The 14211-nt window shown below is 37.4% G+C and carries 11 protein-coding genes; 5 read left to right on the forward strand and 6 right to left on the reverse strand.

Annotated features, from left to right (window positions below; translation table 11 throughout):
- Positions 1–9: 9 nt before the first annotated feature.
- A complete protein-coding gene (locus A6E04_RS03655) occupies positions 10–192 on the reverse strand; it encodes a hypothetical protein (RefSeq protein WP_017022521.1) in 183 nt (60 codons plus the stop codon).
- 187 nt (positions 193–379) lie between these two features.
- Between A6E04_RS03655 and A6E04_RS03660 the strand changes: the two genes are divergently transcribed.
- The 5 genes from A6E04_RS03660 to A6E04_RS03680 all read left to right on the forward strand — a co-directional run bounded on the left by A6E04_RS03660 (position 380) and on the right by A6E04_RS03680 (position 5910).
- Positions 380–1000 (forward strand): outer membrane beta-barrel protein, encoded by a 621-nt coding sequence (locus A6E04_RS03660; protein ID WP_065610029.1) that lies wholly within the window; start codon positions 380–382, stop codon positions 998–1000.
- 187 nt (positions 1001–1187) lie between these two features.
- Positions 1188–2732: a long-chain-fatty-acid--CoA ligase gene (locus A6E04_RS03665; RefSeq protein WP_065610031.1), complete on the forward strand. Its 1545-nt coding sequence runs from the start codon at positions 1188–1190 to the stop codon at positions 2730–2732.
- Positions 2733–2820: 88 nt separating this feature from the next.
- Entirely contained in the window at positions 2821–3222 is a 402-nt protein-coding gene (locus A6E04_RS03670) for a hypothetical protein (RefSeq protein ID WP_065610034.1), read from the forward strand.
- 387 nt (positions 3223–3609) lie between these two features.
- Positions 3610–5022 carry a pyruvate kinase PykF gene (gene pykF / locus A6E04_RS03675; protein WP_023604164.1) on the forward strand — a complete coding sequence of 471 codons (1413 nt, stop codon included), beginning with the start codon at positions 3610–3612 and terminating at the stop codon, positions 5020–5022.
- Between the two features lie 228 nt (positions 5023–5250).
- Positions 5251–5910: a GntR family transcriptional regulator gene (locus tag A6E04_RS03680; RefSeq protein WP_017022517.1), complete on the forward strand. Its 660-nt coding sequence runs from the start codon at positions 5251–5253 to the stop codon at positions 5908–5910.
- A 311-nt stretch (positions 5911–6221) separates the two neighbouring features.
- On the opposite strand, the gene A6E04_RS03685 is transcribed toward A6E04_RS03680, so the two are convergent.
- The 5 genes from A6E04_RS03685 to leuO form a co-directional block, all read right to left on the reverse strand.
- Positions 6222–8045, reverse strand: coding sequence for a sensor domain-containing diguanylate cyclase (locus A6E04_RS03685; RefSeq protein ID WP_241802766.1), 1824 nt, complete (start codon positions 8043–8045; stop codon positions 6222–6224).
- Positions 8046–8237: 192 nt separating this feature from the next.
- Positions 8238–8732, reverse strand: coding sequence for an acetolactate synthase small subunit (gene ilvN / locus A6E04_RS03690; protein WP_012551156.1), 495 nt, complete (start codon positions 8730–8732; stop codon positions 8238–8240).
- Positions 8732–10453 carry an acetolactate synthase 3 large subunit gene (locus A6E04_RS03695; RefSeq protein WP_065610036.1) on the reverse strand — a complete coding sequence of 574 codons (1722 nt, stop codon included), beginning with the start codon at positions 10451–10453 and terminating at the stop codon, positions 8732–8734. The genes ilvN and A6E04_RS03695 overlap by 1 nt, the downstream gene beginning before the upstream one ends.
- A 441-nt stretch (positions 10454–10894) precedes the next feature.
- Positions 10895–12748, reverse strand: coding sequence for an AMP-dependent synthetase/ligase (locus A6E04_RS03700; protein ID WP_065610037.1), 1854 nt, complete (start codon positions 12746–12748; stop codon positions 10895–10897).
- Positions 12749–12995: 247 nt separating this feature from the next.
- Complete coding sequence (leuO, locus tag A6E04_RS03705; RefSeq protein ID WP_012551192.1) at positions 12996–13970, reverse strand: transcriptional regulator LeuO; 975 nt, start codon at positions 13968–13970, stop codon at positions 12996–12998.
- Positions 13971–14211: the final 241 nt, after the last annotated feature.

The raw sequence follows: 14211 nt of genomic DNA on the forward strand, positions 1-14211 counted from the left end.
TAAGTATCACTACTTATCTGGCTTTTTGTCATTGAGAGGAAAGTGATTTGTTTTCTTCTTTTTCTCCAGTAATACGTACCCAATGAGTATGGAGAAAATAGAGAGTTCAATCATTGCTCTTATTAATCCAGAAGTAAATATCGCAGCCATAATCAATAAAATCACAACGCTAATGATCCCTTTATTATTCATTCTCAATTCCTTTGATACGCCATAGAAAAATCCATTATTCAATATTAAGCGAGCATTGAAAAATAGCCTTTTCCTCTATCAAAGAACCAATTGCACTATCCATCCCTCAGAATCAATCATTCGCACCTTGGATATTAAATAAACCTACCTATACTGATAACGAATTAATTTGATTATGGAGTTATCAATGAAAAAAATATTACTTCCGTTTGTTCTAGCAACATCCCCACTTTTCGCTATTGCAAATGAGGATATTTCAACACAAGGACCTAAAATCAGTGGCGTTTATATTGGTGCAGGCTTCGGCACTTTTGGATACTCAGAAGAAGATTCTTGGGGATACAATAGTAACGAGGTTTCAGCAAAGGCGGATGGTAACTCCACTAAAATTTATCTTGGTTATCAATTTAATAAAATAGTCGGCATAGAAGGGACCTATACTGATTATGGAACAGCAAAAGCCAAAGTCGGTAACTATTCAATGAAGCCAACCTCCATCTCATTAGCGGCTAATTTAGGCTATACCTTTGATAATGGGCTTAGACCTTTTGGCTTAGTCGGTATGTCTAGCTTAGATTTAAATCAAAATGAGGAATTGTTAACTGATGATAAAGGCGCCGCATTTAAATTTGGATTTGGTGTTGAATATACCCCAACAGCATTGAACGGCGTTCAATTTAGAGCCGCTTATGAAATGGATCTATATTCTGTGGAGTATCTCGATTATCAAAGCGGTAGTGGCTTAACCACAGAGACCAACTTATACTCATTGGATTCCCTTTATGTAGGTGCTTCCTATAAATTTTAAATCCAATCTATCTCAATAAATAAGCAGTAATCGACAAATAAGTAAGTTACTGCTCTTATTGATAATAAAAACACAAAATCCCCTTTGACCTCCCTACTTTTTTTCATTTCTTGATATACACTTAACGTATTTAGAGAGACTTAGATCTCGATATAACATCAACAACAAAAACCAAGAAAGGTTATATATGTACAATCTTGCGACCAACCTTGAGCGTAACGCCACATTTCGTCCAAATAATATTGCCCTAATTTTTCATGATCTAAAGATGACTTATTCAGAGCTCAATAAAAAAGTAAATGCCATTGCTGATCATCTAACACAACTGCACATCCAACCTGATGACAAAATCGCACTTTCGTGCCCAAATACCCCTGAGTTTGTTATCGCTTATTACGCAATACAAAAAATAGGTGCCGTAGTCGTACCTCTCAACGTAATGTTGAAAAGTGATGAAGTTGCTTATCATTTAAAAGACTCCGACGCTGTTGCTCTTATTTCATACCAAGGCTCTGATGCAATGCCGATAGGTAAATTTGGTTATGATGGCTACGAAAAAGCCGATTTTTGTGAACATTTCATTTTAATTGAGACAACCGAATCACAGAAGCCAGTGGCTGCCCATTCTTTTAATCAATGGTTAAACACTGGCAGAGATACCTTTGATACCGTTTGCAGAACCGCTCAAGACAGCTGTGTAATTTTATATACCTCAGGAACAACAGGTACAGCAAAAGGCGCAGAATTAAGTCAGAGTAATATGCTTTGTAATGCACAGGCTTGCCAATCATTAACGAACCAAAAAGGAACGGACGTTAGCATTGCCATACTTCCTCTTTTCCATACGTTTGGCCAATCGTTAATAATGAACACCTCTATCTTAGCTGGCAGTGCATTAGTGCTTATTTCTCGCTTTGTACCTAAAACCGTTTTGCAGCAAATTCATGAGCATAAAGTTACGCACCTTGCAGGTGTGCCTACCATGTTTATTGGGTTGCTTGCTTATGCCGAAAAAAATAAAGGTGACTACTTAAAAGAAATAGCACAAACATTAAAAGTGGCTATTTCAGGTGGGGCTTCAATGCCGGTAGAAGTACTAAAGCAATTTGAAGAGAAACTACAAGTTCCTGTCATTGAAGGTTACGGTTTATCTGAATCATCTCCGGTAGCGGCTTTTAATCATCTAGAGTTTCAACGCAAGCCCGGCAGTATTGGTCAACCCTTGCCGGGCGTAACAATGAAAGTCGTCGATAAAAATGGTCATGAATTACCTGTAGGACAAGAAGGCGAATTGGTAATCCGAGGTCATAATGTGATGAAGGGCTATTACAAAAAGCCCCAAGAAACAGCAAAAACCATTATTGATGGCTGGCTTCATACCGGAGATATTGTACGCTTTGATGACGAAGGTTATATCTATGTCGTTGACCGCTTAAAAGAGCTGATCATTAGCGGTGGCTATAATGTGTATCCACGAGAAGTTGAAGAAGTGTATATGAAGCACCCTTCGGTTCATTTGGTGGCAGTAATTGGCATTGAACACCCTCGATTTGGGGAAGAAGTAAAAGCATTTGTTATTTTAAAAGAAGGCCACTCAATATCAGAAAAAGAATTGATAAAATGGAGCAAGCAGCATTTAGCCGACTATAAATGCCCTAAACATCTCGATATCGTTGAAGCTCTACCAATGACAGCAACGGGGAAAATCTTAAAGCGAATGCTAAAACCTTAACTCCCCCTCACCACTATTTTTGCAGGTATATTCCCATACAAAGAATAGGTATATACTTGCAACACAATTTAATAATTGGATAACTACCATGTCGAATAAAACAAATAAAGGCATTTGGTTTGCCTACATTGCCAGCCTTCTTACTCCGTTAACATTAATGGCCTCAGGTATTGTTGCCATCATATACGCTGGTTATCAAATGAATAAAGGGACTAATGACGAAATCATTAATAGTCACTACTATGCCATTATCAAGAGCTTCTTTTTGTTTCTCACTTTCTTTGTTGTTCTTGGTGTTACTGCTGCAACAATGAGTGGAATGGTTGCCGGCTTAGAATACTGGGTACATAGCTCTATTTTAGAGAAAATCTATTCTGCTATTCCCGTTATTGGTGCCATAATTTCATTATTAGCAATTGGGACTTGGTTTGTAAAATTAGCTAAAGGCATGCAAAAACTTAAGGCATATCAACCAATTGAAAATCAATAATAAAAAGGCACTCTATGTGCCTTTTTTATTTTGATTTGTAAAATAAATATTTGCTGACGAACATAACAACAAGAAAGTGATCTTCATCAGTTTTACTGTTAGAATTTGCCCGAAAATAGATAGAAAATTACGAAAAAGATCTGACCGAGACAATGTTAAGTAATGTAAATTTGTTTTTAATATTGTGATTAAAGAGCAAATTGTTTACCTGAATCAATAATCCATTACTCTTTTCGGTCTACACTACCAATAATTATTGAATTTATATGCTTAGCCATATGAGTAATGAAGCAAGAATTTGTTGTTATATTTCAACACTTCATACCATTACGCTGAGCGTAACTGTGTTTATCATTTTAAATATACTTATCTGGAGAGATTTCTCACATGAAAAAGACCAAAATCGTTTGTACGATTGGCCCAAAAACTGAATCAGTAGAAAAACTAACTGAATTAGCAAATGCTGGCATGAACGTAATGCGCCTTAACTTCTCACACGGCGATTTCCAAGAGCACGGCAACCGTATCGATAATCTTCGTCAAGTAATGAAGAACACAGGTAAGCAACTTGCTATCCTTCTTGATACTAAAGGTCCTGAAATCCGTACTATCAAACTAGACAACGGCAATGATGTCGCTTTAGTTGCTGGTCAAGACTTCACATTTACAACTGATGTATCAGTTGTTGGTAATAAAGACGTTGTTGCTGTTACTTACCCAGGCTTTGCAAAAGACCTTGTTGCTGGTAACACTATCCTTGTTGATGATGGTCTAATTGAAATGGAAGTAGTTTCGACTACTGAAACTGAAGTTAAATGTAAAGTTCTTAACAACGGTGACCTAGGCGAAAACAAAGGTGTTAACCTTCCTGGCGTTTCAGTTAAGCTTCCAGCTCTTTCTGAAAAAGATAAAGCTGACCTTAAATTTGGTTGTGAGCAAGGCGTTGATTTCGTTGCTGCATCTTTTATTCGTAAAGAAGAAGATGTTAAAGAAATCCGTGCTCTACTTGTTGCTAACGGCGGCGAGCACATCCAAATCATCTCTAAGATTGAAAACCAAGAAGGTGTAGATAACTTCGATTCAATCCTAGAAGCTTCTGACGGTATCATGGTTGCTCGTGGTGATCTTGGTGTTGAAATCCCTGTTGAAGAAGTAATCTTTGCACAGAAGATGATGATCGAGAAATGTAATCGCGCACGTAAAGTTGTAATCACTGCAACTCAAATGCTTGATTCTATGATCAAAAACCCACGTCCAACTCGCGCAGAAGCGGGCGACGTAGCTAACGCAATCCTTGATGGTACAGATGCAGTAATGCTTTCTGGTGAGTCTGCGAAAGGTAAATACCCTATCGAAGCTGTAACTATCATGGCAACAATCTGTGCTCGTACAGATGCAGTATTAAAAGCAGAACTTAGCTCTCGCCTAGACAGCCCACGTCTACGTATCACTGAAGCGGTATGTAAAGGCGCAGTTGATACAGCAGAGAAACTAAGTGCACCTGTAATCGTAGTAGCGACAGAAGCGGGTAAATCAGCTCGTTCTATCCGTAAATACTTCCCAACAGCAAGAATCATTGCCGTAACGACTAATACTAAGACAGCAGCTCAACTTTGTCTTTCTAAAGGTATTACACCAATGGTTGTTGATGCTATCGATAGCACTGACGCATTCTACCTACGCGGCAAAGAGCTAGCTCTTGAGTCTGGTATTGGCGCTAAAGGCGACATCGTTGTTATGGTTTCTGGTGCTCTAGTACCATCAGGCACAACTAACACAGCATCTGTTCACGTATTATAATTCAGTTGAATATATAAAAATTACGTAACAATCAATAAAAGAGAGCTTCGGCTCTCTTTTTTTATGAATTATCATTTGCACCAAACATACAATACGGTATACTCTCTCTCGCATTATTAACCGCACAGCAGATGGTATAGCTACCCTTTATTTAGCACGCCTTACTCGATAAGCTAAACACAGGCCTAAACCGATGATCTGCTATGAATATTTATAGAGAGAATCGCAGTGTCTAGCCCTACCCTTACTGATAAAGTATCAAAAATGATCCATCAAGATATTCTTAGTGGCGATCTTCACCCCGGTCAAAAACTGGTTGTTGCTGAATTAAAAAAACGCTACAACGTAGGTGCATCTCCAATTCGTGAAGCTCTTGTTCAATTATCATGGAACAAATACGTTAAGCTAGAACCTCAAAAGGGATGCTGGGTTGCAACAATCTCAATTGTTGAACTTGAAGAGCTATTCGAAGGTTTACGAGTTGTAGCAAAAATGCTGTTAGAAAAAGCCATTTCTAAAGGTGATGAAGCGTGGGAACTTAGTGTATTAACAAGCTACCACAGATTAAGTAAAGTCAACTTAGAGAATACACCAGAAGCAATCCAAGAATGGACACAGCGCCACTCTGACTTTCATAATTCACTTCTTTCTGGCGCAGACGCTCCTATTATGTTCCAGTTTTATCAAGAATTAACAAACCAAATTAGGCGTTATCGCCACCTTCAAAATACACATAAAATGTTTAATAAAGAACATACTGATTATTTGGAAGAACATGAAACAATCATGAAATTAGCGCTTTCTCGAAATACAGACCAAGCTGTTGTATTATTAGAAAGTCATTATATTAAGACCATGGATCTACTCTCTGCCTATTTTGAAGCTTAATTTACCTACAAAAAAACCAGGTAAATCACCTGGTTTTTTTGTATTCGTGTTGAGCTTACCATCCAAAAAACTCTTTATTATGCGTACCAATCAATAACACCATAAGTAAAAAGTATATTGCACTTAACTTAAACCCTAGAATAGCCAAACTGCCGATTGTTAACCTCACTAAAAAATCTGTAAGCATAAATACCTCAGCCTCTTTAGCCCTGCGTATCACTTTGCAATATCAGCTTCCTGCTGTAGACAAATTAAACAATACTAATAAGTATAGCTACCTTACGACTTTAGTCTAATAAACGCTCATGTATCTAAGCCAAATCACCTAAATCACTACAAATAGAAATAAGATTACGTCCATTGGTTTTTGATTCATATAATGCCAAATCAGCACACTTATAAGCATCATGACCCGCAATACCTATATCAGCCAAACCACCACTAATCGTTAATTGATATTCTTCCAATTGAGAAACCGCGACACGCAAACGATTGACGACCCTCTCAGCATCTTTCAACTCGGTATGAGGCATAATTATCGCAAACTCTTCGCCGCCAATACGAGCAACAAAATCCGTGTCTCTAGAGCCTTGTTGTAGTATATCAGCGACAAGACAAATGACCTTATCACCGACATCATGGCCTTTAGTATCATTAATTCTCTTAAACCAATCAATATCAAGAATAGCTAAGCAACATTGATGTACTGGGTAATAACGATTCGTTAATAATGTCTGATTCTCTAATTCAAACTCGAATTTTCTGCGATTCCAACAATCCGACAAACTGTCTTTTTCACTTAAATAACGCAATTCTTTTTCTAATAATTTTCGTTGAGTAATATCAATATAAGACAAAATATAATATTGAATGTCTTTACGCTTATTCTTAACGACTTGAATTCTTACTAGCAAACTCAATTTTTTTTCGTACTTATTCAATGCTTCGATTTCACCTTGCCAAACACCCAATTCTTCGACTTGTTTCCAGTTCTGAACTCGCTTTTCTGAACGCTCAACATCTGACTTCAATACATCAAATGTAGTTTTTCCTATCGTCTCTGATGCACAATATCCGCTAATTAAAGAAAACGCTGAATTTACTTTTATGATCCGTTGATGTTTATCAGTTATCACAACAGCAGTCATCCCCTCAAGAGCTGACTTTGCAAGTTGGCTTTCAATATTTGATTTATCCCATAATGTTAAAGCGACCCCACAAGGAAGTACGATTAAGCTTAATAACAATAATACAATCGTTGTTTCTTCGATTAATTCAGACTTCGCTTCTTGAAATAAAACATTCAAGCTTTCTTCAGAGTAATCCAATAAAAAGTACACTTCTTTATTTGGTACTTTTTGATTAAGAGCGAACTTATAAAACGAAAAAATATTTTTATCAATGTAAGCGCTGCCTATTTTCTGAGTACTCATTAAGCGCCATAATTCCGCATTTTCAGCCTTTAATGTTTGGTCCTCCCGTCCATTGACCAGATGGCCAAACACTTTATTTCTCTGATTCGTTAACAAATAATAACCATCTTGGTTAACAATAGAGGGCGAAATATTAAGTGTAGGAGAAAACTTAATCACATTTTCAATTCTCGTCTCACTCAGTTCAGCAACAACATACCCTTTACGAGATCCCAACACTTCAATTGGAATAATAATTTGCATGACTGGCTTATAAACACCCGACGTCGCTAACTTTTCATTTAATACCACCCCTTCCGAAAATACTTGTCCGGCTGGTAATTGGGATAACGTTGTTAATAAAGAGTGATTCACGACAGTTAAGGGCAAATTATGTTTAGATGTCTCATTATTGATGGCGTTATAAGATAAGCTAAATAAAGCAATCCCTTGGTTATCGATAAGTTCTAATTGAGAGAAGAACTTTTCAGCTTTAACCAAATTAACCCATGAGCTTTCTACGGCTGCTTTAACACGATTGGAAGGGTATAAAAAATAATCATAAACAGGTCGGCTATCAGAGAGTAAGCCTAATGTATTTTGGATACGAGTTAATAACTCATCAAATTCATGATGCGTATAAGCTAACTGTCGAGTTGACTCATTTTGAACTTGCTCAATAATAACCAGTTTTTCTTTCTGATATTCACTATAAAAATACATAAGCGTTATCATTGATAACACAAGATAAACACAGCTAGAATAAGCTACTATTTTAAAACTTTTCTTATTCATTTCAGTTGAACTCAAATATACAGAGCGCCATTCTATATTTTTATCATTATATAAACAATCAAGCCTTCTCAAAAAGAAGGCTTGATTTATAAATCTATCTAAGTGAATTGTAAATGAATATTACACTCTAAGAGATTTTTCTCCTCGAGCAATACCAACAACACCACTTCTTGCCACTTCAATAACATCCGTCACTTCAGAAACCGCGGTAATAAACGCATCGAGTTTCTCTGATGTCCCTGTTAACTGAATGGTATATAAAGAACTAGTTACATCAACGATTTGTCCACGGAAAATATCAGCAGTACGCTTGACTTCTTCGCGTGCAAAACCGCTGGCTTTAACCTTAATAAGTAAAAGTTCTCGCTCTACATGGTCAGCGTCTGTGACTTCTTGTACTTTAATGACATCTATTAATTTATGTAATTGCTTCTGAATCTGTTCAAGCTCCATAGCATCACTTGCCGTCGTGATATTTAAGCGCGATAAGGTTCTATCTTCAGTTGGAGAAACCGTTAGTGACTCAATGTTATAACCTCGTTGAGAGAAGAGACCTACAACACGAGATAACGCCCCTGATTCATTTTCTAATAGCAGTGATATTATATGTCTCATTACGTTCTCTCCGTCTTACTTAGCCACATCTTGTCCATTGCTTCCCCTTTAATTTGCATTGGGTAAACATGTTCCGTTTCGTCAACATTAATATCAACAAAGACCAATCGATCTGTCATTGCTAATGCTTTTTCTAGACCAGATTCCAATTCATCAGGATGATTAATTCGGATTCCAACGTGACCATAAGCTTCTGCAATCGCTGCAAAATCAGGAACAGAAGTCATGTAAGAATTTGAGTGTCTGCCTTGATAAATGATGTCCTGCCATTGTTTAACCATGCCTAAGAATCGGTTATTAAGATTAATAATCTTTACCGGGATATCGTATTGAAGCGCCGTTGATAGCTCTTGGATATTCATCTGAATACTGCCATCTCCAGTAACACACACAACAACGTCATCAGGATGCGTAAATTTAACCCCTAAAGCCGCAGGTAAACCAAAGCCCATTGTTCCCAAACCACCCGAATTTATCCAACGACGAGGTTTATCAAATGGATAATATAATGCGGCGAACATTTGATGCTGACCGACATCAGAAGCAACATAAGCATCACCATTGGTTAATTTATAGAGTGTTTCTATCACTTGTTGCGGTTTAATTTTATCCGGTAATTTTTTATACGCTAAACAATTACGAGCACGCCACCCTGCGATATCTTTCCACCATGCTTCCATCGCTTCGGCATCATTATGTCCATCTTGTTCATTCATTAATGACAGCATTGAGTCGAGGACAATATCAGCAGAGCCAACAATAGGTAAATCCACTCGAACATTTTTAGAAATAGAAGATGGGTCGATATCAATATGCATAATGGTTGCATCTGGACAATATTTTTCTAAGTTATTCGTCGTCCGATCATCGAATCTAACGCCAATACCAAAAATAAGATCCGCATTATGCATTGTCATATTTGCTTCATACGTACCGTGCATACCCAGCATACCTAATGCATTCTTATGCGTACCTGGGAATGCTCCTAGCCCCATTAAGGTGCTTATAACAGGTAAGTTTAACGCTTCAGCTAACGTTAATATTTGAGCATCTGCGGAAGAAATAATGGCACCACCACCAATATAAAGGACAGGCTTCTTAGCAGAAAGTAATGCTTTTAGCCCTTTTTTAATTTGCCCTTTATGGCCATTCATTGTGGGATTATAAGAACGTAACGAAACCGCTTCAGGATACTGATAAGGGAATGTAAATGCAGGGCTCATGACATCTTTAGGAATATCAATAACAACAGGGCCAGGTCGGCCTGTCGATGCAATATAAAATGCTTTTTTTATAATTTCAGGAATGTCTTCGGCTTTTTTAACTAAAAAACTATGCTTAACTATCGGGCGAGAGACGCCTACCATGTCACACTCTTGAAAGGCATCAGTGCCAATCATGTTGTTTGGTACATTGCCAGATAGCACAATCATTGGAATAGAATCCATATAGGCCGTTGCTATTCCTGTAATCGTGTTCGTTGCTCCCGGGCCTGAGCACACAAGAACCACGCCAGGTTTACCTGTTGCACGTGCATAACCATCAGCCATGTGTGTTGCTGCTTGCTCATGTCTCACTAATACATGTTGAATATCGTCGCTTTTCATATGCAACGCATCATAAATATCAAGAACAGAACCGCCAGGGTATCCGAATATGTGCTCTACACCTTCATCAATCAAAGACTGTACGATCATCTCTGAGCCAGATAACATTTCCATATTTATCTCCAGACGCTGAAAACCTCAAATAGAAGATTTGAATTATCTACAAATTATTGGTTTTACATAGTTAGGGCTTATTTTTAGCCTAAACCGAATTAATTAAATTAAATCCCTATGCATATGGCTATATGTGATAACAAAAGCCAACATTACGAAACAACTTTAACCTTTTCATAGCACCTTGGTCTAGCGTCATTTTAACTCTACAGAATATAAATTCAGGCTTTGACTAATTATCAATATTTAAGAGCAACCTAACCAAGGTGAATTAGAAGTAAAAACCAAGCTATAGGCAATAAAGAGAGATTAAAATAGTTACGTTTCACTAAAAAACGAAGGCATCACGCTTTCTACATTGAGTAAGATCTCATTTTTTAGGCGAAAAAAAACCAGTCTAAAAGTGACTGGTTTTTTTATCTATGAATCTACAGAGATATACTATTCTGCTTTATCTTTTTTATCTTTTTTCTCTTTCTTCTCATCGTACATTTCTTCAATTTCGTCTTGATAACGCTCACTGATAACTTTACGACGTAACTTTTGTGTTGGGGTTAATTCACCTTTATCCATCGAAAATGCTTTCGATAATAATGTGAATTTTTTCACTTGTTCAAAACGAGCCAATTCTTTTTGTAAATTAGCGACACGCTTTTCAAGCATTTCGACAATTTCACTGTGCTTAACTAATTCCATACGGTCATGATAAGCAATATTCAACTCTTTTGCGTATTCTTCAAGAGCATCATAACAAGGAACAATCAATGCAGAAACAAACTTACGCGTGTCAGCAATAACGGCAATTTGCTCAATAAAATGATCTTTACCAATCGCGCCTTCAATCACTTGTGGTGCAATATATTTACCACCAGAGGTCTTCATAAGCTCTTTAATACGATCAGTAATGTATAAATTACCGTCGGCATCAAACTCACCAGCATCACCTGTTTTTAGGAAACCATCTTCAGTAAAGGTCAATGCGGTTTCTTCTGGCTTATTATAATATCCTTTCATGACCATCGGACCACGAACTAGAATTTCATTCTTTTTGCCAATCTTAACTTCAGCGCCAGGCATTAATGTGCCTATAGAATCAGGATGAAATTTACCGTCTTCCCAGCATGAAATCGTTGCTGTGGTTTCTGTCATGCCATAACCTAATTTAACATTGACGCCAAGCGCATGAAAAAATCGGCCAATGGTTGCATCCAATTTAGCGCCACCACACGGCATGAAATTGATGTTACCACCCAAAATCATTCGTAACTTAGACAACACTAACTTATCTGCAATTTTATGAGACTGTTTCAGTATCCATGAAGGTTCACGTGCCTCTTGTTTGCAAGCAGACATCTTCGCCCCCATATTTACAGCCCAAGTAAACATCACTTTACGATGAGCAGGAGCACGGGATACTTTTTCATGAACCGTTGAGAAAATCTTCTCGTAAAAACGAGGAACCGCGCACATAACCGTTGGCTTAACTTCAGTGAGTGCGTCTTTAATTAAGTTTGTGTTTGGTAAATAGCAGTTAATCGCACCTTTATAAAGAACGTAAAACGTCCAAGCACGTTCAAAAACATGCGATAACGGTAAGAAACACAATGATACGTCTTTTTCCGTTAGCGCTAAATTCGTGTTATGCCCCTCTAATTGAGAACCAATATTGGTGTAATCTAGCATTACCCCTTTTGGTTCTCCCGTCGTACCAGAGGTGTAGATCAATGTCAGTAAATCATCCATTTCAGCCGTATCAAGACGATGAGTTAACTCTTCTTGATGAGATTCATTTGCTGCAGAAATGAAGTCATTCCACGAAACACCAGCTTCGTGATCATTTAAATCAATGTCATCACTTAACGCGACAATATGAGTTAATTGTGGGCATTGTTCAAAAATCACAACCGCCGAATTATACTGCGCTTGTTCACCCACAAATAATATGCGGATATTTGCGTCATTAATAACATAAGCCGCTTGTGTTGGTGTGTTCGTTGGATAAATAGGCACAGGCACTGAACGCAATTGCATTGTTGCAAAATCAGCAACAGTCCAGCGAGGCATATTATTGGCGAAAATCCCTACTTTCTCTTGTATTTTCAATCCATGAGCTAATAGTGCTAAAGACAGAGTATCCATTTGCTGACCAAATTCACCCCAAGTGATGTCACTCCATGCTGAGCACTGAGTGTCACTCCAAGCGCCACATTTACGTTCACGTAATGCAGTGTCATTTGCACGAGTTGCAATGTGCTGGCGGATCTCTTTTACAATATGTGGATTTTGAATAGTCATCTCGTATCACCTTTAGGCTTACACTTGTAAGCTATAATCTAAACAAAGTGTACAAGTGGTGCTAAAAAAGGCAATACTTTCTCTGTATAAAATGTAAGGAATGTTGTACGAAACTCATTTCTGATGAGCCGTATTAACAAGTTCATTATTAATAATATACATTTCATTTATATCGAATGAGATCCTACAAAAAAGGCAACATCAATGATGCTGCCTTTTATTCTTCTAATTTTAGAGTATTTCAACGCTAAAACATCATACCTTTACTTGAAGCAACGACTTCTTCGCCACAAATAAGCATCAATTGATCACGCATCCAAATATGACCTTTGTCTTTTTGGTACGAGTCATGCCAGCTTAAATAGCCACTGATCCCTTTTGATTCAATTGGCAATGGAAGAATAGCCAGTTGATCGCGGTTTGGCATTGAACTGACCAACCACTTAGGAGCAACCGTAATCAACTCTGATTGAGAAACAACATAAAGAATGTTGCTGATGCTAGCCCCTTTGTAAGCTTGCTCATAAATAGCATCTTGATATAAATGGTCTGCAAACCCTTTTGTATTTTCAATACGAGCAGGAACAGCATGTTTCTCATTTGCCAATTGCTCTTTAGTAATCATACCCTGAATTCGAGGGTGATTAACGGCAGCAACAACCACTAATTCATCAGTAAATAACTCAGTGCTCATAAAACCAGGTTCGTCAAAACGAACATAATCAATCACAAAGTCAATTTCTTGATAACGAAGCTTTTGAGCAATATCCGCTTCATGTTCACCAGACAACTTTAAACTAATATGAGGCGATTTTTGCTGAATATCTCTCATGATTCGTGGAGCAAAACGAATATCCGAAGGGCTACAAATTGAGAGCTTAAATTGTCTCATTGATGTTTCAGGAATAAACGTCGAACTTGGTAATTCATTTTTTACCAATTGCAGTGCTTGACGCATTGGTGCGAATAATTGACGAGCACGTTGCGTTGGTTGAATACCACGACCATGGCGAATAAAGAGTTCATCATTAAACATCACTTTTAGTCGTGATACCGCATTACTCACTGCCGGTTGTGACATACCTAGGTTTTGAGCTGCTCGAGTAATATTTTGCTCTTGCATTACTGCATCAAAAACAGTCAGTAGATTTAAATCTACTCCACGTAATACTTGTTCTGCTCTAACGCTATTAGATGCAGAGGAAAATTCAGACATACTCATTTAAAGGCTCTCTCTATTTTTCAGCAAATTATTAAAATAAGAAAAAGTAAGCTGCATATTATTATAGTTATACACGTTATTGACAGAACGTATGCTAGCCAACTGTTCAACATAATCACTGAATAGATTTACAAAATCCATAGCACGTAACAGATTTTAATTTTAATTTATGCTTAATCAAAGTTAACCGATTAATTTTATTTACAAATCAACCAATTAGGCAAAAACATAAAATAACCTA

Origin of the sequence: Aliivibrio logei, assembly GCF_001691055.1 — a bacterium.
Classification (GTDB): domain Bacteria; phylum Pseudomonadota; class Gammaproteobacteria; order Enterobacterales; family Vibrionaceae; genus Aliivibrio; species Aliivibrio salmonicida.

Excerpts from the sequence above, each read along its gene's own strand:
- A6E04_RS03655 (WP_017022521.1), bottom strand. The coding sequence starts at position 192 with ATGAATAATAAAGGGATCATTAGCGTTGTGATTTTATTGATTATGGCT.
- A6E04_RS03660 (WP_065610029.1), top strand. The coding sequence starts at position 380 with ATGAAAAAAATATTACTTCCGTTTGTTCTAGCAACATCCCCACTTTTC.
- A6E04_RS03665 (WP_065610031.1), top strand. The coding sequence starts at position 1,188 with ATGTACAATCTTGCGACCAACCTTGAGCGTAACGCCACATTTCGTCCA.
- A6E04_RS03670 (WP_065610034.1), top strand. The coding sequence starts at position 2,821 with ATGTCGAATAAAACAAATAAAGGCATTTGGTTTGCCTACATTGCCAGC.
- pykF (WP_023604164.1), top strand. The coding sequence starts at position 3,610 with ATGAAAAAGACCAAAATCGTTTGTACGATTGGCCCAAAAACTGAATCA.
- A6E04_RS03685 (WP_241802766.1), bottom strand. The coding sequence starts at position 8,045 with ATGTATTTTTATAGTGAATATCAGAAAGAAAAACTGGTTATTATTGAG.
- ilvN (WP_012551156.1), bottom strand. The coding sequence starts at position 8,732 with ATGAGACATATAATATCACTGCTATTAGAAAATGAATCAGGGGCGTTA.
- A6E04_RS03695 (WP_065610036.1), bottom strand. The coding sequence starts at position 10,453 with ATGGAAATGTTATCTGGCTCAGAGATGATCGTACAGTCTTTGATTGAT.
- A6E04_RS03700 (WP_065610037.1), bottom strand. The coding sequence starts at position 12,748 with ATGACTATTCAAAATCCACATATTGTAAAAGAGATCCGCCAGCACATT.
- leuO (WP_012551192.1), bottom strand. The coding sequence starts at position 13,970 with ATGAGTATGTCTGAATTTTCCTCTGCATCTAATAGCGTTAGAGCAGAA.